General features: G+C 71.3%; 22 protein-coding genes. 13 read left to right on the top strand and 9 right to left on the bottom strand.

Annotated elements, in window-relative coordinates; all coding sequences use genetic code 11:
* Positions 1-100: 100 nt before the first annotated feature.
* The 4 genes from ACLBWX_RS10715 to ACLBWX_RS10730 all read left to right on the top strand — a co-directional run bounded on the left by ACLBWX_RS10715 (position 101) and on the right by ACLBWX_RS10730 (position 5,049).
* Entirely contained in the window at positions 101-2,434 is a 2,334-nt protein-coding gene (locus ACLBWX_RS10715) for an NADP-dependent malic enzyme (RefSeq protein ID WP_447677047.1), read from the top strand.
* 172 nt (positions 2,435-2,606) lie between these two features.
* On the top strand, positions 2,607-3,581 hold the full coding sequence (gnd, locus tag ACLBWX_RS10720; protein ID WP_447677048.1) for a phosphogluconate dehydrogenase (NAD(+)-dependent, decarboxylating): 975 nt from the start codon (positions 2,607-2,609) through the stop codon (positions 3,579-3,581).
* 73 nt (positions 3,582-3,654) lie between these two features.
* Positions 3,655-4,383 (top strand): 6-phosphogluconolactonase, encoded by a 729-nt coding sequence (pgl, locus tag ACLBWX_RS10725; RefSeq protein WP_447677049.1) that lies wholly within the window; start codon positions 3,655-3,657, stop codon positions 4,381-4,383.
* 258 nt (positions 4,384-4,641) lie between these two features.
* The gene (locus tag ACLBWX_RS10730) at positions 4,642-5,049 is read left to right on the top strand and encodes a hypothetical protein (protein WP_447677050.1); all 408 of its coding nucleotides are present in this window, start codon (positions 4,642-4,644) and stop codon (positions 5,047-5,049) included.
* 117 nt (positions 5,050-5,166) lie between these two features.
* On the opposite strand, the gene ACLBWX_RS10735 is transcribed toward ACLBWX_RS10730, so the two are convergent.
* The 8 genes from ACLBWX_RS10735 to ACLBWX_RS10770 form a co-directional block, all read right to left on the bottom strand.
* Positions 5,167-5,334, bottom strand: a complete 168-nt coding sequence (locus ACLBWX_RS10735) for a hypothetical protein (RefSeq protein ID WP_447677051.1) — start codon at positions 5,332-5,334, stop codon at positions 5,167-5,169.
* Positions 5,335-5,498: 164 nt separating this feature from the next.
* Positions 5,499-5,696 (bottom strand): hypothetical protein, encoded by a 198-nt coding sequence (locus ACLBWX_RS10740; protein WP_447677052.1) that lies wholly within the window; start codon positions 5,694-5,696, stop codon positions 5,499-5,501.
* A 141-nt stretch (positions 5,697-5,837) separates the two neighbouring features.
* Complete coding sequence (oxlT, locus tag ACLBWX_RS10745; protein WP_447677109.1) at positions 5,838-7,109, bottom strand: oxalate/formate MFS antiporter; 1,272 nt, start codon at positions 7,107-7,109, stop codon at positions 5,838-5,840.
* A gap of 469 nt (positions 7,110-7,578) precedes the next feature.
* A complete protein-coding gene (locus tag ACLBWX_RS10750) occupies positions 7,579-8,046 on the bottom strand; it encodes a hypothetical protein (protein WP_447677110.1) in 468 nt (155 codons plus the stop codon).
* Positions 8,047-8,133: 87 nt separating this feature from the next.
* The gene (locus ACLBWX_RS10755; protein ID WP_447677053.1) at positions 8,134-8,907 is read right to left on the bottom strand and encodes a DeoR/GlpR family DNA-binding transcription regulator; all 774 of its coding nucleotides are present in this window, start codon (positions 8,905-8,907) and stop codon (positions 8,134-8,136) included.
* A 107-nt stretch (positions 8,908-9,014) separates the two neighbouring features.
* On the bottom strand, positions 9,015-10,016 hold the full coding sequence (pdxA, locus tag ACLBWX_RS10760) for a 4-hydroxythreonine-4-phosphate dehydrogenase PdxA (protein WP_447677054.1): 1,002 nt from the start codon (positions 10,014-10,016) through the stop codon (positions 9,015-9,017).
* Complete coding sequence (locus ACLBWX_RS10765) at positions 10,013-11,293, bottom strand: four-carbon acid sugar kinase family protein (protein WP_447677055.1); 1,281 nt, start codon at positions 11,291-11,293, stop codon at positions 10,013-10,015. Before ACLBWX_RS10765 ends, pdxA begins: the two co-directional genes overlap by 4 nt.
* 1 nt (position 11,294) lies before the next feature.
* Positions 11,295-12,305 carry a 2-keto-3-deoxygluconate permease gene (locus ACLBWX_RS10770; RefSeq protein WP_447677056.1) on the bottom strand — a complete coding sequence of 337 codons (1,011 nt, stop codon included), beginning with the start codon at positions 12,303-12,305 and terminating at the stop codon, positions 11,295-11,297.
* Positions 12,306-12,810: 505 nt separating this feature from the next.
* Between ACLBWX_RS10770 and ACLBWX_RS10775 the strand changes: the two genes are divergently transcribed.
* Together ACLBWX_RS10775 and ACLBWX_RS10780 are read left to right on the top strand one after the other, a co-directional pair.
* Positions 12,811-13,605 (top strand): ABC transporter ATP-binding protein, encoded by a 795-nt coding sequence (locus tag ACLBWX_RS10775; protein WP_447677057.1) that lies wholly within the window; start codon positions 12,811-12,813, stop codon positions 13,603-13,605.
* A gap of 28 nt (positions 13,606-13,633) precedes the next feature.
* Positions 13,634-14,497, top strand: a complete 864-nt coding sequence (locus ACLBWX_RS10780) for an ABC transporter permease (RefSeq protein ID WP_447677111.1) — start codon at positions 13,634-13,636, stop codon at positions 14,495-14,497.
* Between the two features lie 31 nt (positions 14,498-14,528).
* Here ACLBWX_RS10780 and ACLBWX_RS10785 read toward each other — a convergent pair whose 3' ends face one another.
* Positions 14,529-15,317, bottom strand: coding sequence for a GntR family transcriptional regulator (locus ACLBWX_RS10785; RefSeq protein WP_447677058.1), 789 nt, complete (start codon positions 15,315-15,317; stop codon positions 14,529-14,531).
* 105 nt (positions 15,318-15,422) lie between these two features.
* On the opposite strand from ACLBWX_RS10785, the gene ACLBWX_RS10790 reads away from it, so the two are divergent.
* The 7 genes from ACLBWX_RS10790 to ACLBWX_RS10820 are packed head-to-tail and all read left to right on the top strand — an operon-like array spanning position 15,423 to position 21,206.
* Positions 15,423-16,454, top strand: a complete 1,032-nt coding sequence (locus ACLBWX_RS10790; RefSeq protein WP_447677059.1) for an ABC transporter substrate-binding protein — start codon at positions 15,423-15,425, stop codon at positions 16,452-16,454.
* A 3-nt stretch (positions 16,455-16,457) separates the two neighbouring features.
* On the top strand, positions 16,458-17,243 hold the full coding sequence (locus ACLBWX_RS10795; protein WP_447677060.1) for a succinate dehydrogenase/fumarate reductase iron-sulfur subunit: 786 nt from the start codon (positions 16,458-16,460) through the stop codon (positions 17,241-17,243).
* Complete coding sequence (locus tag ACLBWX_RS10800) at positions 17,240-17,569, top strand: succinate dehydrogenase (protein ID WP_447677061.1); 330 nt, start codon at positions 17,240-17,242, stop codon at positions 17,567-17,569. The genes ACLBWX_RS10795 and ACLBWX_RS10800 overlap by 4 nt, the downstream gene beginning before the upstream one ends.
* Positions 17,566-17,946 (top strand): succinate dehydrogenase, cytochrome b556 subunit, encoded by a 381-nt coding sequence (locus ACLBWX_RS10805; protein ID WP_447677062.1) that lies wholly within the window; start codon positions 17,566-17,568, stop codon positions 17,944-17,946. The genes ACLBWX_RS10800 and ACLBWX_RS10805 overlap by 4 nt, the downstream gene beginning before the upstream one ends.
* A gap of 25 nt (positions 17,947-17,971) precedes the next feature.
* Entirely contained in the window at positions 17,972-18,844 is an 873-nt protein-coding gene (locus ACLBWX_RS10810) for a fumarate hydratase (RefSeq protein WP_447677063.1), read from the top strand.
* Positions 18,845-18,870: 26 nt separating this feature from the next.
* Positions 18,871-19,476 carry a fumarate hydratase C-terminal domain-containing protein gene (locus tag ACLBWX_RS10815; RefSeq protein WP_447677064.1) on the top strand — a complete coding sequence of 202 codons (606 nt, stop codon included), beginning with the start codon at positions 18,871-18,873 and terminating at the stop codon, positions 19,474-19,476.
* Complete coding sequence (locus ACLBWX_RS10820; protein ID WP_447677065.1) at positions 19,476-21,206, top strand: L-aspartate oxidase; 1,731 nt, start codon at positions 19,476-19,478, stop codon at positions 21,204-21,206. The genes ACLBWX_RS10815 and ACLBWX_RS10820 overlap by 1 nt, the downstream gene beginning before the upstream one ends.
* The last annotated feature ends 5 nt before the right edge of the window (positions 21,207-21,211 follow it).

Genomic DNA, 21,211 nt, shown 5'->3' on the forward strand with positions numbered 1-21,211 from the left:
CTGGGCAGCCGGTGCAACAGGAGCCCCCAGCGAAAATCCCGCCGATGATGGGACACGCGCTCCGACGCCGGGGCAGCGCGCAATCCTGAGGAGGACGACCATGGGCGACAATATGTCCGACGATCTCAAGTCGGGAGCGCTCGTCTATCACCGACTGCCGCGGCCCGGGAAACTGGAGATCCAGGCGACCAAGCCGCTGGGCAACCAGCGCGACCTGGCGCTGGCCTACTCGCCCGGCGTCGCCGCCGCCTGCATGGCGATCCACGAGGATCCGCAGGAGGCCGCCACCCTCACCATCCGCCAGAACCTCGTCGCGGTGCTGACCAACGGCACCGCCGTGCTGGGTCTCGGCGACATCGGGCCGCTGGCCTCGAAGCCGGTGATGGAGGGCAAGGCCGTCCTGTTCAAGAAGTTCGCCGGCATCGACGTGTTCGACATCGAGGTCGCCCAGCACGACGTCTCCAAGCTCGTCGACGTGGTCTGCGCCCTGGAGCCGACCTTCGGCGGCATCAACCTCGAGGACATCAAGGCGCCGGAGTGCTTCGAGGTCGAGGAGCAGTGCCGCGCCCGGATGAACATCCCGGTCTTCCACGACGACCAGCACGGCACCGCGATCATCGTGGCGGCCGCCGTCCTCAACGGTCTGGAACTCGCCGGCAAGCAGCTCTCCGACGTCCGCATCGTCACCTCGGGCGCCGGAGCCGCCGCGCTGGCCTGCCTCAACCTGCTGGTGTCGCTGGGCGCCCGCGTCGCGAACATCACCGTCACCGACATCAAGGGCGTGGTCTACAAGGGCCGCACCGAACTGATGGACCGCTGGAAGGACGTCTACGCCCAGGAGACCGAGGCCCGGACGCTCGCCGAGGTCATCCCGGGCGCCGACGTGTTCATCGGCCTCTCGGCCGGCGGCGTGCTGAAGCCCGAATACCTGGAGAAGATGGCGGACAAGCCGCTGATCATGGCGCTGGCCAACCCCTACCCCGAGATCATGCCGGACCTGGCGCAGGAGAAGCGCCCCGACGCGATGATCTGCACCGGGCGCTCGGACTTCCCCAACCAGGTCAACAACGTCCTCTGCTTCCCCTACATCTTCCGGGGCGCCCTCGACGTCGGCGCCACCTCGATCAACGAGGAGATGAAGCAGGCCGCCGTGAAGGCGATCGCGGCGCTGGCCCGCGAGACGCCCTCCGACGTGGTCGCCCGCGCCTATGGCGGCGAGGCCCGGCCCTTCGGCCCGCGCTCGCTGATCCCGAGCCCGTTCGACCCGCGCCTGATCCTGCGCATCGCCCCGGCCGTCGCCCAGGCCGCGATGGATTCGGGCGTCGCCGGGCGCCCCCTGGAGAACGTCCAGGCCTATACCGACGGCCTCGACCGCTTCGTCCACCGCTCGGGCTTCATCATGAAGCCGATCTTCTCCAAGGCGAAGGAGAACCCCAAGCGGGTGATCTACACCGAGGGTGAGGACGAGCGCGTGCTGCGCGCCGCGCAGGCGATCTCCGAGGACAAGGTCGCCCGGCCGATCCTGGTGGGTCGCCCGCGCGTCATCGAGACCCGGATCAAGCGCTTCGGCCTCTCCCTCAAGCAGGGCGTCGATTTCGACCTGATCGATCCCGAGGACGATCCGCGCTACCGCGACTACGTCGCCACCTACCTGGAGGCCGCCGGACGGCGCGGCATCACGCCGGACGCCGCCCGCACCCTGGTGCGCACCAACAACACCGTGATCGGGGCCATCGCGGTGCGCCGCGGCGAGGCGGATGCGCTGATTTGCGGTCTCGAGGGCCGCTTCGAGACCCGCCTGCGGGTGATCCGCGACGTGATCGGCCTCGCTCCCGGCGTACTCGACTTCGCCGCCATGAGCCTGATCGTCACCAAGGAGGGCGCCTACTTCCTCGCCGACACCCACGTGCGGCCGGATCCCAGCGCCGAGGAGATCGCGGACGTGGCCGTGGCCTGCGCCGAGCACGTCAGCCGCTTCGGCCTGACCCCGAAGATCGCGCTGCTCAGCCACTCGGATTTCGGTCAGTCGGATTCGCGCTCGGCTGTGAAGATGCGCACCGCCCTCGGCCTGATCCGCGAGCGCCGGTCCGACCTCGAGGTCGACGGCGAGATGCAGGCCGATTCCGCCCTGTCGGAGATCATCCGCGACCGGGTGATGCCCGCCTCGCGCCTGAAGGGGGCGGCCAACGTGCTGATCCTGCCGAACCTGGATGCGGCCAACATCGCCTTCCAGTTCGCCAAGGTTCTGGCCGACGCCCTCCCCGTCGGACCCCTGCTCATCGGTCCGGCCAAGCCCGCCCACATCCTGTCGCCGTCGGTGACGGCCCGCGGCATCGTCAACGTCACGGCCGCCGCCGTGGTCGAGGCGCAGGCGGCCGAGGTCGGGACCGGCCCGATTCTGGCCGAGCCGGGCGTCGGGCCGACCTCGGCCTGAGGCGGGGGCATCGACGGCGTCCGGCGCGGGGAGACCCGCGCGCGGGCGGCAGGGGCGGCGGCCGAACCGCCGCCTCGCCCTCGCCGCCCAAATGCGATAGCCCTGCTGGCGAGGGAGCATGCGACGGCCGGGCGCGGGTCCGGTGCGCCGTCGCGGGCACGGGAGACACGGGATGCAACTCGGCATGATCGGCCTCGGCCGGATGGGCGGCAACATCGTCCGCCGGCTGCTGCGGGACGGGCACCAGGCGGTGGTCTTCGACCAGAACCCGGAGGCGGTCGCCGCCCTGGTGGCGGAGGGCGCGACGGGCGCCGACAGCGTCGAGGACTTCGTCGCCAAGCTCACCGCCCCCCGCGCCGCCTGGGTGATGCTCCCGGCGGGTGCCGTCACGGAGGCCACGGTGAAGACCCTCGGCGGCCTGATGGCCCGGGACGATGTCGTCATCGACGGCGGCAATTCCTTCTACAAGGACGACATCCGCCGCGCCGCCGAGCTGAAGGGCGCCGGCATCCACTACGTCGACGTGGGCACCTCCGGCGGCGTCTGGGGCCTGGAGCGCGGCTACTGCATGATGATCGGCGGCGACAAGGCCGCCCTGGAGCGCCTCGACCCGATCTTCCGGACCCTGGCGCCGGGCGTCGGCACCATCCCGAGGACCCCCGGCCGCGAGGGCCGCGACCCGCGGGCGGAGGCCGGCTACATCCATGCCGGTCCGAGCGGAGCGGGACACTTCGTCAAGATGGTCCATAACGGCATCGAGTACGGCCTGATGCAGGCCTATGCCGAGGGCTTCGACATCCTCCGGCACGCCGATTCCGAGGACCTGCCCGAGGCCCAGCGCTTCACCCTGAACATCGGCGACATCGCCGAGGTCTGGCGCCGCGGCAGCGTGGTCTCGTCGTGGCTCCTCGACCTCACCGCCGGGGCCCTGGCCCAGGACGAGCACCTCGACGACTTCTCCGGCTTCGTCGCCGATTCCGGCGAGGGGCGCTGGACCCTGAACGCCGCCATCGAGGAATCGGTGCCGGCCAACGTGCTCTCGGCCGCCCTCTACGCGCGCTTCCGCTCCCGCGAGGAGGCGAGCTACGCCGACAAGCTGCTCTCGGCCATGCGCAAGGGCTTCGGCGGGCACCAGGAGCCGAAGTAGTCCCGCGGCGGTCGCCCCGCGCATCCGGGGGGCAGCCCCCGGACCCGTCCCGCCCCATCGAGGTTCCGCGCCGATGATCCCCCTGCCCGAGGCCGCCGAGATCCTGCCCGATGCCGACGCGGTGGCGGAGGCCGCCGCCGAACGCCTGGTGGCCCTCTGCGGTTCGGCCCAGCGGCCGGCCATCGCGGTCTGCCTCTCCGGCGGCTCGACGCCCAAGCGTCTCTACGCCCGGCTGAGCGGGCCGGACTACCGGGCGCGGCTGCCCTGGGAGCGCCTGCACTGGTTCTTCGGCGACGACCGGATGGTGCCGTGGACGGATGCGGCGAGCAATGTCCGCATGGCCCGCGAGGCTTTCGGCGACGCGCCGATCCCGGACGGCCACCTGCACGGGATGGAGACGGGCGGCACGCCGGAGGCGGGCGCGCGGGCCTATGCCGAGACCCTGCGGGCCTTCTACGGCGCGGCCGTCCTCGACCCGGCCCGTCCCCTGTTCGACCTCGTCCTTCTCGGCCTGGGCGAGGACGGGCACACCGCCTCGCTCTTCCCCGGCAAGCCGGCCGTGGCCGAGCGTCATGCCTGGACGGCGCCCGTGCCGGAGGCGGGGCTCGCCCCCTTCGTGCCGCGCATCACCCTCACCTTCCCGGCCCTCGCCTCGGCCCGCGAGGCCCTCGTCCTCGTGACGGGGGCCGGCAAGCAGGAACCCCTGCGCCGACTCGCGCGTGGCGAGGACCTGCCCGCGCGCCACCTGCGCAGTGTTGGCCGCCTCGTCTGGCTGGTCGATCAGGAGGCGGCCGGGGCCTGATCTGCGGGAAATCAGAGATTCGTCGCCCCGTGCCGACGCATCACTGACAAAAGGGATTGATTTGCCGGTATCGGTGAGCGAACACTTTGCCATTGCCGGAATGTCCCGGTCTCGCAACGCTGTGTCATGGGCGTGGAGTCTTTCGACGGCCTGTCCCGCCGCCCCGCCCCACCCCGGCGGTGGCGCCGCGCATCCCGTCATCGGATCGGACCGCTGCGCTCGGTATCCGAGGCCGCACCCCATCCGGTCCTGCGCGGCATGCGCTCCGGTGCCCTCGCGGGCCTCGCCCTCGTGGCCGTCCTCGCCCTGCCGGTCCTCCTCGTCCTCACCGTGAAGGCGCCCTACCCGGTCGCGGACGAGGCACCCGCCCCGGCCCGGGTCTGGGCCGGCGAGCCGGTTGCCCGGGCCGCGGTCGAGGCGCCGGCCCCATCCGTGACCCCGATCGTCGCGGCAGTCGCCGACCCCGCGCCGACCCGCGCCGCATCGGCGCCCGCGGCCGCCGGCGCCCGCGAGCGCGCCCCCGCCCTCAGCCTCGACCTGATCCCGGTGCTCGACGACGAGAGCGGCGCCCTCACGATCGAGGAGCCGACGCTGCCCGCGGCTCCGGCCGTCAAGCTGGCCAGGCCGGCCCGCGCGGCGGCGGCCAGAGCTCCCAGAACCCCCTGACCCGTCGCCTCGAGGACTGCGCACGAACAGGGACTGCTCCGTGAAAAGGGCCGGGCATGAAAGACCCGTCGCGCCGCGAGCCGGCCGGGTCGCAGCGACGGATCTCCCGGCGCGGGATCAGGCGGCGCGCCGGACCGGGTCGCGGACGTTGTCGTTGAGCACGACGAACATGCCCGCGGAGCCGGTATCCGCGGCGGACGGTCCGGCCGTCTCGTCGTCGATCAGCAGGGCCAGCATCGGGCCGACGGCGACGGCGGCCAGACTGAGAACGAACAGAGAGAGCATCGTGGGACCCCGGTGACGGTGCGACCGCGTCTTATCGCACTGCACAACGGAATGTCCTATGCCGCATGCTGCAGCGCGGTCGGGCGGCCCGAAGCCCGGCTCATGCGGGGGACCCGAGCGGACGAGGCCGTGCCGCCCCCCGGCGCGCTGCGGCCGGCGCATCCCTATCGGTGCACCGGCTCGGCGACGATCGGCGGCAGCGGCAGCAGGTAGTATCCGCCGACCAGCAGGATGGCCGAGAGGACGAGGCCGAGGGAGGACACGTACAGCACGGCGAAGACGTCGCGATTGAAGTCGGCCGTCTGCAGCACGACGATCGCGAAGGGGATGCTCACCAGGGCGAGGAGAACGGACAGGGCCATCTCGGAACCTTTGCCGGTGGAAAGGCGGACCGAGGCGGCTCGGTGTCGCCCGGGGCGCAGACGGCTTCGAGCCGGGCTCCCGGCCCGGCTCGCTTTGGGAGCCCGGAGGCGCCCCGGCCCGGGAGCCGGGGCGCGGCCGGGTCAGGCGTGCGCCAGGGCGCCGGCCGGCTGGGCCACGCCTTGCGCGGCGTGGTGGCGCTTCAGCATCGGCCGCAGCACGGCGATGGCGAGGAAGGCCGCGATGAGGTCCATCACCGCCACGGTGTAGAGCACCGTCGCCCAGGTCCCGGTCGCCTGCATCAGCAGGTTGCCCACCGGCACGAACAGGGCGGCGAAGCCCTTGGCGCAGTAGAGCACGCCGTAGATCTTGCCGATGTGCTTGGAGCCGAAGGTGTCGGCGGCGGTGGCGCTGAACAGGGAGTAGACCTCGCCCCAGGCCAGGAACACGATGCCCGAGAGGATGACGAAGGCCCACGGGTTCGTGCCGAAGTAACCCAGCGCGACGATGCCGATGCCTTCCATGGTGAAGGCGATGAACATCGTCTTCTCGCGGCCGATGCGGTCCGAGACGTAGCCGAAGAGCGGGCGCGAGATGCCGTTCATCACCCGGTCGAGCATCAGCGCGAAGGGCAGAGCGGCCATGGCGAAGAAGTACAGGTTGACCTGGAATTCCTTCACGCCGAGATCCTGCGCGATGACGCCGAGCTGGGCCACCGCCATGAGGCCGCCCGTCACCGTGCAGGTGAACATCAGCAGCATCACCCAGAACACCGGGGTGCGCAGGGCCTCGCGCAGGGTGTAGTCGCGACGGGTCTGGAGCACCTTGCTCGAATAGACCACCTCGCCTTTCGCGGGGCCACGCAGGCCCAGGGCCGCCAGCATGATGATGCCGCCCTGGATCAGGCCGAAGATGAAGAAGGCCTGGGCGTAGCTGCCTTGCGAGATCATGTTGGCGATCGGGATGATCGTCAGCGCCGAGCCCGCGCCGTAGCCGCCCGCCGTGAGGCCGACCGCGAGGCCGCGCTTGTCCGGGAACCACTTGAGGGCGTTGTTGATGCAGGTGGCGTAGACGCAGCCGACGCCGATGCCGCCCGCCACCGAGCCGGCATAGAAGCCGGTGAGCGAGGTGGCGTAGGAGTTGATCACCCAGGCGAGGCCGGTCATCAGGCCGCCGAACAGCACCACGCGGCTCGGGCCGTACTTGTCGATGAAGTAGCCCTCGATCGGCGTCAGCCAGGTCTGGACCACGACGAAGATCGTGAAGGCGACCTGGATCGCCGCGCGATCCCAGCCGAAGGTCTTCTGAATCTCGGGGACGAAGAGCGTCCAGGCATACTGAATGTTCGCGGCCGCGACCATGCAGACCACGCCGAGAATCAATTGCAACCATCGATTGACGGACGGCTTCGTCATAGGGGGCGCGGCAGCAGTCATCGCCATGGGCGGAGTTCCTCGTTTTGCTTGGGACGGAAGGCGTTTTGTTGGGAGTCCCGATCGAAATGCTCAATTGCAGCCGGCACGCCTGAGGCGAATCCTGCGGTTCACTTGCCGGGCAGCAGATGTGTATTATTTGGTATACCACAGACCCGTGCAAGCAGAATAATTCTACAAACGGGTGCGATTTTTCGGGATTAAACGGGTTGCCCGATGCGTCTACCGGCTTGGACCAGAATCCGACCTGATCGCGTCCTGATCAGGACTCGGCCTGTGGCCGGATGACCTCCGATCGCGTAGCGCGATGCTGTCCTTTGCCTGCCGTCGGGCGACGCGTTCCATGAGAAGACTTGCTCGGCGCCAGAACGCGGGCCTGAACACACGCCGGGACTCGAGGGCGTCCCGTCCGGCGGCGGCCCTGCCCGGATCGGGGCCGGACCGCGATCCGCTACCGGGGCAGGCGCAGGAGCCGGGGCCGCCAGACGCCGAGGACGACGTTGGCCGTGGCCACCGCCAGCAGCACCCAGAGCGTGTTGCGTTCCGGCCGGAGGGTGGCCGCGAGGGTGGCGGGATCGACCCGGCCGGCCAGGGCCAGGGCGCTCTGTTCCGCCTCCTGGCGCATCGGTCCCTGCACGTAGACGAGGACGCCCTCGAACATCAGCACCCCGGTGGCGAGCTTCAGCCAGGCCCAGCCCGCGTTGAGGAAGCCGCGGTTCAGGGTCATGGCCAGAAGGCCGGAGACCAGCGTCAGCGCCAGGCTCGGCAGGACGATCCAGGTGGCGACCGCGCCCATGGCGGCCCGCGCCGCGGTGTAGCCGTCGAGGGCGCTCGGCGGCGGCGCCACGCCGAGCATGACGACGAGGGCGGCCATCGCCCCCATCAGTCCGGTCGCCCCCATCGTGTGGAGGAACTTCATCAGGCGTCGCTGCACGCGTCCGGCCTCCGGCCCAGGATCGGCCGATCCTAGCTCGGACAGACGCGGCGGCGGTAGCCGGCTCGGGCCTCAGCCCGCCCGGTCGGGCGCCACGTGGATCCGCGCGCCGGCCTCGGCGAGGCGCCGCAGCTGCTCGCGCGGTTCGGGGGAATCGGTCACCAGGGTCCAGTCGCGCGGAAGCGGCGCCCAGGCGGTCTGCTCGGCGCGGCCGAGCTTGCCCGCATTGGCCAGCACGATCACCTCGCGCGCCTGGCGCATCATCAGGGACTTGAGGGCGACCTGGTCGAGGCTCGCCTCGCACAGGCCGCGCCCGGCCACGACCCCGTCGGCGCTGACGATCGCGCGGTCCGCCGTCATCAGGCGCAGGGCCTCGATGGCGAGGGGGCCGACGGTGCTCATGCTGGTGGCCCGCAGCGCCCCCCCGAGGACGACGAGGTCGAGCCCGGGCGCCTCGGCCAGGAAGGGCAGCAGCGCGAGGTTGTTGGTGATGATGCGCAGCCGCCGCCGCGCGAGGAGCTGGCCGAACGCCGCGACCGTGGAGCCGGCATCGAGGATCAGCGTGTCGCCGTCCGCCACGAGGTCGAGGGCGGCGCGGGCGATCGCCCGCTTCTCGGCACCGTTCACGGCGAGCCGCTCGGTCAGGGTGGTCTCGGGCGGATGGCGCGTCAGGATCGCCCCGCCATAGGTCCGGCGCACGGCCCGGGTGGCGGAGAGGTGCTGCAGGTCGCGGCGGACCGTCGAGGCGGAGACCTTCAGGCGGGCCGCCACGTCGTCGACGTCGATCTCGCCGGCGCTCAGCGCCTCCAGCAGCAACGCCCGACGCTCCTGGCTGCGCATCGACATGGGTCCGTGGCTCCCCCGGGTTCGGTCCCGCGTCATGGCGCAGGTCGCGGCCGCTGGCCAGGGCGTTTCGCCCGGATCGGCGGCCGCGCCGCGGGACGGGCGCGGCCTCAGGCGGCGATCGCCTTCGGGGCGAGGCCGACCGCCTGGCGCAGGGCCTCGATCAGGCTGCGCTCGTCGGCGATCCCGGTGCCGGCGATGTCGAAGGCCGTGCCGTGGTCGACCGAGGTGCGGATCACCGGCAGGCCCACGGTGATGTTCACCCCCGCCTCCAGCCCCAGGACCTTGATCGGGCCGTGGCCCTGATCGTGGTACATCGCCACCACCATGTCGTAGTCGCCCCGTCCGGCGAGGAAGAACAGCGTGTCGGCGGGCAGCGGCCCGCGCACGTCCCAGCCCTTCGCCTGGCAGGCCGCGATGGCCGGGGCGATCTTCTCCGCCTCCTCGCCGCGCCCGAACAGGCCGTTCTCGCCCGCATGGGGATTGATCGCGCAGACGCCGATCTTCGGATCGGCGATGCCGGCCTTCACCAGGACGGCGTGGCCGCGGGCGATGACGCGCTCGACGAGGCCGGGCTCGATCTTCGCGATGGCGTCGATGAGGCCGATATGGGTGGTGACGTGGATCACCCGCAGCTTGGGCGAGACCAGCATCATCGAGACCTCCGGCGTGCCCGTGAGGTGGGCGAGGAGCTCGGTATGGCCGGGGAACTTGTGGCCGGCGGCGTGGAGCGCCTCCTTGGACAGGGGCGCGGTGCAGATGCCCTGGGCCTGCCCGGCCTGCACCACCGCCACCGCCTTCTCGATGTAGCGATAGGCCGCCTCCCCCGCCACCGGCGAGACCCGCCCGAACGGCAGGTCGGCGGGCACGACCTTGAGGTCGAGGCACTGCACCGCCCCGCCGTCGAAATCCGCCTCCCCGGCCGCGGACAGGGAGGCGACCGCAAGGCCCGAGCCGACGATCCGGCCGGCCTGCCGCAGGCGCTCGGCGTCGCCGATGACCAGGGGCCGGCACGCGGCCTGGACCTCGGCATGCCCCAGGGCCTTCATGATGATCTCCGGACCGATGCCGGCGGGATCGCCCATGGTGATCGCGATCGTGGAGCGGGTCATGACAGGCGTCCTTCGATTCTGGCGGCGCGCAGGCGCTCGCGGATGCGGATGAGGGAGTCGGCGTCGCCGAAGGCGCCCGCCTTGGTGGCGACCGGCACGGCGAGGCGTCCGAGGGTCAGGCCGAGGGAGACGCCGGGCTCGATCTCGTCGACGAGCCGGATGCCGTCGACGCCGAAACGGGCCAGCAGCGCCGCGGCGGTCTCGCCGCCGGTGGCCGCGACGGCACCGATCCGGGCCGCCGCCGGGTCGAGGGCCTCGGCGAGGCTCCGGGCGAGGCGCGGGCCGAGGGCCGGGTCGGGGGCGCCCGCCGCGGTGATCTCCACCAGGGCGTCGCCGCCGGCCTCGAGGATGGCGGCGACATGCGCGGCGAACGCGGCGCGGTCCGCGTTCTCGCCCAGCAGCGTCTCGGGCGTGACGGGCAGGTGGGTGACGCCGTCCTGCCCGGCAAGCCTGCGGGTGGCCGCCCGGCTGGCGGCCGCCAGGGAGCCGACCACGATCAGGCTGCCGAACCGGCTCGGCGCGAGGAGAGTCGGCGCGCGGAGGGCCGGCGCACCGGCGGGTTCGGCCCGGAGCGCGGCGAGCGCATGCGCGAGGCCCGCGCTGCCGATGAAGAACGGGGCCGGCGCGACGGACAGGCCCGCCGCCGCGATCCGGTCGAGGTCCGCGTCGGTCTCGGCGTCGCAGATCGCGACGGCCGGCCCCGCGGCGGCGATCCGGGCGAGGTCGGCGGCGAGGCCGGCTCCGCGCACGGCCGCGAGCGCCACTGTCTGGCCGCGGATGCCGGCGCCGGCGAGGACGGCCCCGAGGTCGGCGCTCGCGTAGGTGTGGTCGCGCCGCCAGACCTCCGCCTCCTCGAGGGGGCGGCCCCCGACCCGGACCCGGCCCCCCAGGGTGGTCCGGCCGGTGGCCGGGAAGGCCGGGGCACAGATGCCGAAGGCCGACCCGGTCCGGGCCGCCAGGACCGCAATCGTGGCGGCGGTCTCGGCGGCCGGCTGGCCCCGCAGCGTCGAATCGATCTTCTTGAACAGGAGCCGGTCCGGTTCGAGCCAGCGTCCCAGCAGGCCGGTGTGCCGCTCCGCCGCCGCCGCCGCGGACAGGCCGCGGCTGTCGGCGTCGTAGGCCAGGACCGCGAGGTCCCGGACGTCGAGGCCCGCGGCGGCGCCCCAGGTCACCGCCGCGCCGAGGCCGCGCCGCCCGAAGGCGATGGCGCAGTCGGCCGCTCCCGTCAGGTCGTCGGCGAGAATCAGCCAGCGGCGGCCCGGATCGGCGGCGGTCATGTCAGCGACCGGCGACGGGTCGGGCGGGCGCGACGACCTCCGGGGTCTCGGCCTCTGCCGCGGCGCCGCCGAAGCGGCGGGAGGCCCAGGCGGTGGCGATCGGCACGAGGATCGCCGTGACGACGACGCAGGCCGCCACCAGGATGGTGGCCGGCCCGGCGGCATCGGCATAGGCCGGGTTGGCCGAGGCGACGATCGCCGGAACGGCGGCGGCGTTGCCCGCCGTCGAGGCCGCCGCGACCCCGGCGACGCCGGTCCCCCCCGTGAGCCGGTCGGCGAAGAACAGCGGGATGCCGGTGACGACCACCACGGCGACGCCCATGGCGAGGCCGAGCAGACCCGCCTGCCAGACCTTGGTCAGGTCGAGGCCGGCCCCGAGGGCGAAGGCGAAGAACGGGATCATCACGGGGATCGCCCGGCCGAGGAAGTCGCGCATCTCCCGGTCGAGATTGCCGATGATCATGCCGACGAGGAGCGGCAGGATCGCACCCACGAGGGTCTGCCAGGGAAAGGCCGAGAGCCCGGCGATCCCGAGGGTCACCATGGTGAGGAAGGGGCCGCTCTCCAGGGACATCACGGTGTAGGCCCCGACGTCGCGCGGGCGGCCGTACTGGCCCATCAGCGCCATGTAGAGGCCCCCGTTGGTGTCGTTCATGGAAGCGACGACCGCCAGGGTGGAGAGGCCCGCGAACATCCCGGCCGCGACGGGCGCCTCGCCGAGGACCTGCCCGAAGACCAGCCCGAGCAGGATGGCGATGCCCACCTTCACGATCAGCAGGGTGCCGCCCTTCTTCATGATGTAGGGCGTCGCGCGGAAATCGATGCTGGCGCCCATGCAGACGTAGAAGACCGCCAGGATCGTGAGGGCGCCGGAGAACAGCGCGCCGGTGAACGAGCCGAACAGCTTCGGGGTGCCGGGAAAGAACGTGGCGATCAGGGCGCCGGCCAGGAGCGGCACCACCATCATGCCCCCCGGCACCGCCTCGATGGCCCGCTTGATCGGAATCTGCATGCGCGTCTCCTCCATGCGCATTTTGCGCAGTTTTTTGAATTTTGAAGATTTCGTGACGTCGACCGCACGATTCTGTCGGAAGCGACCCAGAACATTCTGATCATAACGCGCATCGCGTCAAGAAATTTGCGTAATGCGCGCAAACTTGAGCGGGCGGGTAGGCCCTCTCCCGCGACCCGTGGCCGGCGACGATCCGCCTCCGGCGGAGCGGCGAAATCCCGGTCTCTCGGCGTCAGAGCGTCGTGATTGGTCTTTTATTCCTGTCTTATAATAGATAGCTATTATATTTACAGAAAGGATCGTGCTTGGTATCCACGTGTCGCGACGGACGATTTCGGTCGGGCATGCGGTGGCGCCAGGGCTCTGGCTGCACCGGAGCGATCGTGCCACTCTGCGGCGCTCCAGGTTTCGGGTGCCGGTGAGGCAGGCGTTCGGATGAAAAGCGGCTTCAGACCGCTCGCGAAAACAGAATCGCCGCCATGCGCGTGGCTTAAGGGAGGATGTTATGAGCTTGGTGACAGGCTTGCCATCGGACTTCACTGAGCCTCTGCTTGAAGTCGATGGCGTCACGCTGCAGTACAAGACCCCTCATCATCTCGTCACGGCGACCTACCGGGTCAGTTTCCAAGTCTTTCCAAGCGACCGGTTCGTCCTGCTCGGGCCGTCGGGATGCGGGAAATCCACCCTCCTGAAGTCCGTCGGCGGCTACATGGCGCCGACGGAGGGACAGATCCGCCTGAAGCGACAGGCCGTCACCGAGCCCGGCCCGGACCGGATGATGGTGTTCCAGGAATTCGATCAGCTCCTGCCGTGGAAGACCGTGCGCCAGAACGTGGCCTTCGCCCTCGAGGCCTCGGGGCGCCTGTCGGGCCGGGCCGCCGACGAGCGGGCCATGCACTATATCGACAAGGTCAACCTCGCGGCCTTCGCCGACAGCTATCCGCACATGCTCTCGGGCGGCATGAAGCAGCGCGTGGCCATCGCCCGCGGCATGGCGATGGAGCCCGACATCCTGCTCATGGACGAGCCCTTCGCGGCGCTGGATGCCCTGACGCGGCGCCGGATGCAGGACGAACTCCTGGCCCTGTGGGAGGAGACCCGCTTCACGGTGCTGTTCGTCACGCACTCGATCCCGGAGGCGATCAAGATCGGCTCGCGCATCCTCCTGCTCTCGCCCCACCCCGGCGAGGTCAAGGCCGAGCTCAACACGGCCGGCTCGCCGGAGGAAACCCTGCTGCTGGAGAAGCGCATCCACCAGATGCTGTTTTCCGAAGAGATCAAGGAGGCGGAGAATGTCTAGGACCGCGAAGGTGCTCGTGTCGCCCGTCATGCTCCGCCCCGCCCGCCCCGAGATCGTCCGCGAGATCGGCGGCGCCTATGGCGGCGCCATCGTCGAGAAGCCGCTCTCGACCATGGAGCGCCTCTACAACCATGGCTGGCTGCGCAAGCTCGTGATCCTGGCGGTGCTGGCCCTGATCTGGGAGGCCTACGGGCGCTACCTCGACAACGACCTCCTGTTCCCGACCTTCAGCGCCACCGTGACGGCCTTCGCCCGCGGGATCGCGGACGGCACGCTGGTGCTGCGGGCCTGGGGCTCCATCAAGGTGCTGCTGATCGGCTACGGCCTCGGGATCCTGCTGGCGACCGTGCTGACCGGCATCGCGATCAGCTCGCGCATCGGCACGGACTTCCTCGAGACGATGACCTCGATGTTCAATCCCCTGCCGGCCATCGCGCTGCTGCCGCTGGCCCTGATCTGGTTCGGCCTGGGCAACGGCAGCCTGATCTTCGTGCTGGTCCACTCCGTGACCTGGGCGATCGCGCTGAACACCCATTCGGGCTTCCTCTCGGTCTCCCGGACCCTGAAGATGGTCGGCCGCAACTACGGCCTGCGCGGCAGCCGGCTCATCACCCAGATCCTGATCCCGGCGGCCTTCCCCAGCATCCTCACGGGCCTCAAGGTCGGCTGGGCCTTCGCCTGGCGCACCCTGATCGCGGCGGAACTCGTCTTCGGCGTCAGTTCGGGCTCGGGCGGCCTCGGCTGGTTCATCTTCGAGAACAAGAACATGCTCGACATCCCCAACGTGTTCGCGGGGCTGCTGACGGTGATTCTCATCGGCCTCTGCGTCGAGAACCTGATCTTCCAGACCATCGAGCGCCACACCCTGCAGCGCTGGGGCATGCAGGCCTGAGGCGGGCCGGGTCGGACGGGTCTTCCGTCCGTCAGTCGAGGTCGGACCGGTAGCGGAGCGCCGCGGTCCAGCTCTGGCGGTACTCGATCGGAGCGCCGGCGAGGGACACCGCGACCCGGCGCACGAGGAGCAGGGGCGTCTCCGGCGGGCAGCCGAGGGCCTCCGCGATGGCGGGGGCCGCCCGGTCGGTGGCGATCGTGTCCCGCGCCCGCGCCACGGTCTGGCCGCAGCGCGCCTGGTAGAGCACGTAGATCTCCTCCAGCATCTCGGTGCCGGGCTCCGCCCTCAATGCGGCGAAGGGGTCGGCCGGCAGCGCGATCCGCTCGTAGATCATCGGCACGCCGTTTTCGCTGCGGGTGCGCAGCAGGACCAGCACCTTCGCGCCCGGTCCGAGCCCGAGGGCGGCCCGGTCCTGCGCGTCGGCCCGTGCGGTCCCGGCCGAGAGGACATGGGCCACGGGGCGGAACGGCCGGCCGTCGCCGTGGACGAAGCGCAGGAAGCGGAAGCGCGACCGGTCGCTCGAATGGGGCACCACCTGCGTGCCGCGCCCGTGCTGGCGCTCCAGCAGGCCCTGTCCGACGAGGTCCTCCATGGCCTTGCGGATCGTCCCGATCGAGACGCCGAGGTCGAGGGCCAGCTGCGGCTCGCTCGGCAGGTAGCCGCCCGGCTTCCAGGTCCCGTCCACGATCCGGCGCAGCAGCAGGTCGCGCGCCTGCAGGTAGAGCGGGCGGCTCGCCAGGGGCGCGGTGTCGGGCTCGACCGGCGACGGGGCCGCGGAAGGACCCAGGGGTTCGGCGGCGCCGCGGCTTCGGTTCGACATCGGCAACTCATGTATATGACATATGACCGTTGACAGGGGTCGATGCGAGGCTATCGTGGCCCTCGGCACCGGACCAGAGAATTCGGGCCTACGCAGGAGGAACACATGGCGCTCGGCCGTCTCATCCGGCTCTGCGGAGCCGCGGCCCTGGTTTCTGCGAGCCTTTCGGCGAGCCTTCTGGCCGGCTCGGGCGCCGCCCGGGCGGAGGCCCCGGTGGTGCGCCTCGCCAAGCAGTTCGGCATCTCCTACCTGCCGCTGACCGTGATGGAGGAGGAGAAGCTTCTCGAGAAGCACGCCCGCCAGCAGGGCCTGGAGCTCAAGACCGAGTGGCTGCGCTTCACCGGAGGCTCCGGCATGAACGAGGCCCTGCTCTCGGGGAACCTCGATTTCGCCGCCGGCGGCGTCGGGCCGATGCTGACGATCTGGGGGCGCACGCGGGGCAACCTGCAGGTCAAGGGCGTCGCCGCCCTGAACGCGATGCCGCTCTGGCTGGTGAGCGTGAACCCGGCGGTCAAGTCGATCAAGGACTTCACGGACAAGGACAAGATCGCCCTGCCGACGGTGAAGAGTTCGATCCAGGCGATCACCCTGCAGATGGCCGCCGAGAAGGCCTTCGGGCCCGGCCAGCAGGGCAAGCTCGACCCGCTCACGGTCTCGATGGGCCATCCCGATGCGCAGACGGCGATGCTCGGCGGACGCTCCGAGATCACGGCGCATTTCGGCTCGCCCCCGTTCCAGGAAATGGAGCTGAAGGATCCCCGCGCCCGCAAGGTGCTCGACAGTTACGACGTGCTGGGCGGGCCGCACACCTTCAACCTGGTCTGGGCGAGCAACCGCTTCGTCTCCGCCAACCCGAAGATCGTGGCCGCTTTCCGGGGCGCCCTGGAGGAGAGCCTGGCGCTGATCAAGGCCGAGCCCGCCAAGGTGGCGGCCCTGTGGATCAAGGCCGAGAACGCCCGGCTGAGCCCGGCGGAAGCCGTGGAGATCATCCAGGCGCCGCAGACCCAGTGGACCAGCGCGCCCCTGAACATGCTGGCCTATCTCGACTACATGAACCGCGCCGGTCTCGTCTCCGCCAAGGCCGCCGATCAGGGCGACCTGTTCTTTCCCGGCGCCGCCGCCAAGGCGGAGCGCTGAGCCATGAACGCCCCGGTCTCCCCGGCGTCGCTGGCCGATCCCGCCGTCGAAGCCGCGCCGGGCGCGACGCTGGCGGTGCGCATCCGGCGGGACGGCGGCTTCCAGGCCTTCACCGTGGCGCGGCGCCCGGCCCAGACCGTCCTCGACGTGGTCACCGAGATCCAGCGCGAGCAGGACCCGACCCTGGCCTACCGCTTCGCCTGCCGGGTCGGCATGTGCGGTTCCTGCGCCATGATGGTGAACGGCCGCCCGCGCTGGACCTGCCGCACGCGGGTCGCGACGGTGGCGGAGGATGACGGCCTCACCCTCGAACCCCTGCGCAACCTGCCGGTGGTCAAGGATCTGGCCGTCGACATGGAGCCGTTCTTCGAGAAGTGGACGGCCGCCCACGGCGCCTTCGAACCGGGCGCCGCGCCGCCCGAGGATTTCGCCCTGGTGGCACCGGATTCGCCGGAGCGCCGGGCGGTGGACGCCGGCATCGAGTGCATCAATTGCGGCGTCTGCTACGCGGCCTGCGACGTGGTGACGTGGAATCCCGACTATCTCGGGCCGGCCGCCCTCAACCGGGCCTGGACCCTGGTCAACGACGTCCGCGACCGGGGTCAGGAGGCGCGCCTCGCGGCCGTGTCCGGGGATGCGGGCTGCCAGTCCTGTCACACCCACATGAGCTGCACCGAGCATTGCCCGAAGGCCCTGGCGCCGACCTTCGCCATCGCGGGCCTGAAGCGCGCCACCGCCCGGTCCGCCCTGAAGCGGCTCAGGGCCCGGCACTTCCGGAGGTCGGCATGAGCCCCCTCCTCTACGTGGCCCAGCGCGGCACCGCCGTGATCCTGGCGGTGGCGGTGGCGGTCCATCTCGGCACGATCCTGTACGCCGTGCGCGGCGGCCTCACCGCCGGGGAGATCCTCGGCCGCACGCAGGGCAACCTCGCCTTCCTCCTGTTCTACGGCGTCTTCGTCGTGGCGGCGGCGATCCATGCGCCGATCGGCCTGCGCGGCATCCTGCGCGAGTGGACGCGCTGGCGCGGACGCTCCCTCGACGGGGCTATGCTCGCCGTCTCGGCGCTCCTCCTCGTCCTCGGCCTGCGCGCGGCGCTCGCGGTCTACGTCGCATGAGCGCCGGGACCCAGACCGCCCCGCCCCGGCGCGGCGCCTTCGGCGCGGCGCGCCCCCGCGCCGGTTTCGCCGCCGCCCTGCTGCATCGCCTCTCGGGGATCGCCCTCGCCCTGTTCCTGCCGATGCACTTCATCGCCCTCGGGACGGCGCTCCAGGGGGCGGACCGCCTCGAGAGCTTCCTCGGGCTCACCCATAACGGCTTCGTGCGCGTGGCCGAGTGGGGCCTCGTCAGCGCGCTCGCCCTGCACCTGGTCCTGGGCCTGCGCGTGCTCGCCATCGAGTGGTTCGCGCGCCGCGAGCGCACGGCGCTCGTCGTCTCGACCTGCGTGGCGGCGGGGCTCGCGGTCGGGCTCCTGTTCCTGCTCGGCGGCGCCTGAGCCCAACCCCTGAAAGGAGACCGGCATGGACCTCGACCTCACCGAAGTCGAAGCGGTGTGCAAGGACCTCTACGTCCGCGCCCTCAAGCTCCTGCCCCCCGACATCAAGGCGGGCTTCGCCGATCTCGCCCGCGACGAGACCAGCGCCACCGGCCGGGCGATCCTCGGCACCATGGTGGAGAACATCGCGGTGGCCGAGCGCACCCGGAACATCCTGTGCCAGGACACCGGCATCCCGATCTACAACGTGGTCATCGGGCGCGACGTGCGCGTCGAGGGCGTGGACCTCAAGGCCGCGATCCGGCGCGGCTGCGCCCGCGCCACCACCGAGCATTCCCTGCGCTCCTCCGTGGTCCATCCGATCACCCGGGTGAACGAGCAGACCTCCTGCGGCATCCGCGTGCCGATCATCCACGTGGATTTCGACGACCGGGCGGAGACCGTGTCGGTGGAGATGATCCCCAAGGGCTCGGGCTCGGAGAACGGCTCGTTCCTGCAGATGCTGCTGCCCTCGGACGGCATCAACGCGGTCAAGCGCTTCGTCATCGACCGGGTGATCGAGCTCGGAGGCCGCGTCTGCCCGCCGACCATCGTCGGGGTGGGCATCGGCGGCACCTCGGACCTGTGCATGCATCTCGCCAAGGTGGCGGCGACCCGCAAGCTGCGCACCGCCTGTTCCGACCCGGAGGGCGCCCGGATCGAGGCGGAGCTGTCGCGCGCCGTCAACGAGCTCGGCATCGGCCCGCAGGGGCTCGGCGGCCGCTCCACCAGCTTCGCCGTCCATGTGGAGATCGCCGCGACCCACATCACCCAGAACCCGGTGGCGGTGAACATCCAGTGCCACTCGGCCCGCAGGGCCCGGGCGACCTTCACCCCGGGCGGCATCGCCTTCGACTGAACGCCGCCTCCGGGAGGGCCCGCGCCATGCACCACATCCTCGACATGCCGATCGACGCAGCGCAGGCGCGCGCCCTGCGCATCGGCGACACCGTGACCTTGCGCAAGACCCTGTTCGGCATCCGGGACGCGACCCTGATCCACATGTTCGACCGGGAGCGCCGGACGCATCTCGACCTCGCCGGCCACGCCGTCATCCACACCGCACCCAACGTCCACCAGGTGCCGGTCTCGGCCGAGGCTCCCGTCGGCTACGCCCCGTTCTGCATCGGCACCACCACCTCCATGCGGATGGAGCGCTTCACCGATGCGCTGATGCGGCGGGAAGGCGTGCGCCTCATCGTGGGCAAGGGCGGCATGGGACCGAAGACCCTCGAGGCCTTCGCCGAGCAGGGCGGCGCCTACCTCGCCATCGTCGGGGGGGCGGCCGCCCTGGAGACGACCTGGATCGAGCGGATCGACGACATCGACCTCGACGATCTCCATCCCGAGAGCCTGTGGAAGTTCGCGATCCGCGATTTCGGCCCCCTGCTCGTCGGCATGGATTCCCATGGCGGCTCGCTCTTCGCCGAGGTCCAGCGCGACGTCGCCGGCCGGCGCGACGCCATCATCCAGAGCCTGGGAGCCACCTGATGCGGACCGACCTCGCAGCGATCGAGACCGACATCCTCATCCTGGGCTCCGGCGGGGCGGGCCTGTTCGCCGCCCTGCACGCCAAGAAGGCCGCGCCGGATCTCGACGTCACCGTCGCGGTGAAGGGGCTGCTCGGCAAATGCGGCTGCACCCGCATGGTCCAGGGCGGCTACAACGTCGCCCTCGCCCCCGGCGATTCGGTCGAGCGCCACTTCATGGACACGATCGAGGGCGGCAAGTGGCTCAACGACCAGGCGCTGGCCTGGACCCTGGTCACGGAAGCGCAGGTCCGCATCCGCGAACTGGAGAGCGAGCTCGGCTGCTTCTTCGACCGCAACCCGGACGGCAGCGTCCACCAGAAGGCCTTCGCCGGGCAGACCTTCGACCGGACCGTGCACAAGGGCGACCTCACCGGCATCGAGATCATCAACCGCCTCTCCGAGCAGGTCTGGCGCCGCGACGTCCGTCGCCTGGAGGACCACCGCGCCCTCGAGCTGATCCCGGCGGCCGACGGCTCCGGTCTCGCCGGCGTCCTGATGCTCGACATGCGCACCGGCGTGCCCGTGCTGGTGCGGGCCAAGGCGACCCTGCTCGCCACGGGCGGTGGCCCGACCATGTACAAGTTCCACACGCCGTCCGGCGACAAGACCTGCGACGGCCTCGCCATGGCGCTCCGCGCCGGGCTCCCCTTGCGCGACATGGAGATGGTGCAGTTCCATCCCACCGGCCTGCTCGCGGGCGCCGGCACCCGGATGACCGGAACGGTGCTGGAGGAGGGCCTGCGGGGCGCGGGCGGCTACCTGCTCGATGCCTCGGGCGAGCGCTTCATGCAGCATTACGACCCGCGCGCGGAGCGGGCGACCCGCGACGTGGTGAGCCGCTCGATCATGCGGCGCATCCGCGACGGCCAGGCCAGCCCGAACGGCGGCGTCTACATCCAGATGAGCCATCTCGGCCCCGCCGACGTCCGGCGCAAGTTCAAGGGCATGGTCGAGCGCTGCGCCGATTGCGGCTTCGACCTCGCCGGGGGCCTGGTCGAGGTGATCCCCACCGCCCATTACATGATGGGCGGGGTCGCCTTCCGCCCCGGCTGCGGCACCGAACTGCCGCGCCTCTACGCGGCGGGCGAGGATACCGGCGGGGTGCACGGCGCCAACCGCCTCGGCGGCAACGGCGTCGCCAACTCGACGGTGTTCGGGGGCCTGGCCGGCGCCGCCATGGCCGGCGCGGTCCGGGGCGTGACGCATCGGGCCGAGCCTGATCTGCACGTCGTCGAGGCGGGGCTCGCCCGCGCCTACGGTCCCCTCGGGCGCCGGGCCGGCGACCTGGAGGCCATTCGCGAAGCTCTCTACGCCACCATGTGGGACGATGTCGGCATCCTGCGCGACGCGGCCGGCCTGGCCCGGGCCGGCGACCGCCTCGACGGCCTCGCCGCCGCGGTCGCGGAGGCCGGCATTCCCGACGGCAACCGCCGCTACAACCTGACCTGGATGGACCGGCTCAACCTCGAGAACCTCGTCCTCGTCAGCCAGTCGATCCGCGCCGCCGCCCTGGCCCGTACCGACAGCCGCGGCGCGCATTTCCGGGAGGATTTCCCCGAGGCCTCGGACCTCGCCACCTCGCGCTACACCGTGGTGCGCCAGGGCGGAAACGGGCTCGACGTCACCCTGGAGCCCGTCGCCTTCACCCATGTGCGCCCCGGCGCCTCCCTGCTCGACGCCGCGGCCTGAGGCCG

The organism is Methylobacterium sp. M6A4_1b (genome assembly GCF_053345175.1).

What these genes read in the sequence shown, in the direction of transcription:
- ACLBWX_RS10800 (WP_447677061.1), top strand. Translation starts at nt 17,240, where the DNA reads ATGAGCCCCCTCCTCTACGTGGCCCAGCGCGGCACCGCCGTGATCCTG.
- ACLBWX_RS10815 (WP_447677064.1), top strand. Translation starts at nt 18,871, where the DNA reads ATGCACCACATCCTCGACATGCCGATCGACGCAGCGCAGGCGCGCGCC.
- ACLBWX_RS10715 (WP_447677047.1), top strand. Translation starts at nt 101, where the DNA reads ATGGGCGACAATATGTCCGACGATCTCAAGTCGGGAGCGCTCGTCTAT.
- gnd (WP_447677048.1), top strand. Translation starts at nt 2,607, where the DNA reads ATGCAACTCGGCATGATCGGCCTCGGCCGGATGGGCGGCAACATCGTC.
- oxlT (WP_447677109.1), bottom strand. Translation starts at nt 7,109, where the DNA reads ATGACGAAGCCGTCCGTCAATCGATGGTTGCAATTGATTCTCGGCGTG.
- ACLBWX_RS10790 (WP_447677059.1), top strand. Translation starts at nt 15,423, where the DNA reads ATGGCGCTCGGCCGTCTCATCCGGCTCTGCGGAGCCGCGGCCCTGGTT.
- ACLBWX_RS10820 (WP_447677065.1), top strand. Translation starts at nt 19,476, where the DNA reads ATGCGGACCGACCTCGCAGCGATCGAGACCGACATCCTCATCCTGGGC.
- pdxA (WP_447677054.1), bottom strand. Translation starts at nt 10,016, where the DNA reads ATGACCCGCTCCACGATCGCGATCACCATGGGCGATCCCGCCGGCATC.
- ACLBWX_RS10785 (WP_447677058.1), bottom strand. Translation starts at nt 15,317, where the DNA reads ATGTCGAACCGAAGCCGCGGCGCCGCCGAACCCCTGGGTCCTTCCGCG.
- ACLBWX_RS10750 (WP_447677110.1), bottom strand. Translation starts at nt 8,046, where the DNA reads ATGAAGTTCCTCCACACGATGGGGGCGACCGGACTGATGGGGGCGATG.
- ACLBWX_RS10740 (WP_447677052.1), bottom strand. Translation starts at nt 5,696, where the DNA reads ATGGCCCTGTCCGTTCTCCTCGCCCTGGTGAGCATCCCCTTCGCGATC.
- ACLBWX_RS10795 (WP_447677060.1), top strand. Translation starts at nt 16,458, where the DNA reads ATGAACGCCCCGGTCTCCCCGGCGTCGCTGGCCGATCCCGCCGTCGAA.
- ACLBWX_RS10770 (WP_447677056.1), bottom strand. Translation starts at nt 12,305, where the DNA reads ATGCAGATTCCGATCAAGCGGGCCATCGAGGCGGTGCCGGGGGGCATG.
- pgl (WP_447677049.1), top strand. Translation starts at nt 3,655, where the DNA reads ATGATCCCCCTGCCCGAGGCCGCCGAGATCCTGCCCGATGCCGACGCG.
- ACLBWX_RS10805 (WP_447677062.1), top strand. Translation starts at nt 17,566, where the DNA reads ATGAGCGCCGGGACCCAGACCGCCCCGCCCCGGCGCGGCGCCTTCGGC.
- ACLBWX_RS10775 (WP_447677057.1), top strand. Translation starts at nt 12,811, where the DNA reads ATGAGCTTGGTGACAGGCTTGCCATCGGACTTCACTGAGCCTCTGCTT.
- ACLBWX_RS10735 (WP_447677051.1), bottom strand. Translation starts at nt 5,334, where the DNA reads ATGCTCTCTCTGTTCGTTCTCAGTCTGGCCGCCGTCGCCGTCGGCCCG.
- ACLBWX_RS10765 (WP_447677055.1), bottom strand. Translation starts at nt 11,293, where the DNA reads ATGACCGCCGCCGATCCGGGCCGCCGCTGGCTGATTCTCGCCGACGAC.
- ACLBWX_RS10755 (WP_447677053.1), bottom strand. Translation starts at nt 8,907, where the DNA reads ATGTCGATGCGCAGCCAGGAGCGTCGGGCGTTGCTGCTGGAGGCGCTG.
- ACLBWX_RS10730 (WP_447677050.1), top strand. Translation starts at nt 4,642, where the DNA reads ATGCGCTCCGGTGCCCTCGCGGGCCTCGCCCTCGTGGCCGTCCTCGCC.
- ACLBWX_RS10780 (WP_447677111.1), top strand. Translation starts at nt 13,634, where the DNA reads ATGCTCCGCCCCGCCCGCCCCGAGATCGTCCGCGAGATCGGCGGCGCC.
- ACLBWX_RS10810 (WP_447677063.1), top strand. Translation starts at nt 17,972, where the DNA reads ATGGACCTCGACCTCACCGAAGTCGAAGCGGTGTGCAAGGACCTCTAC.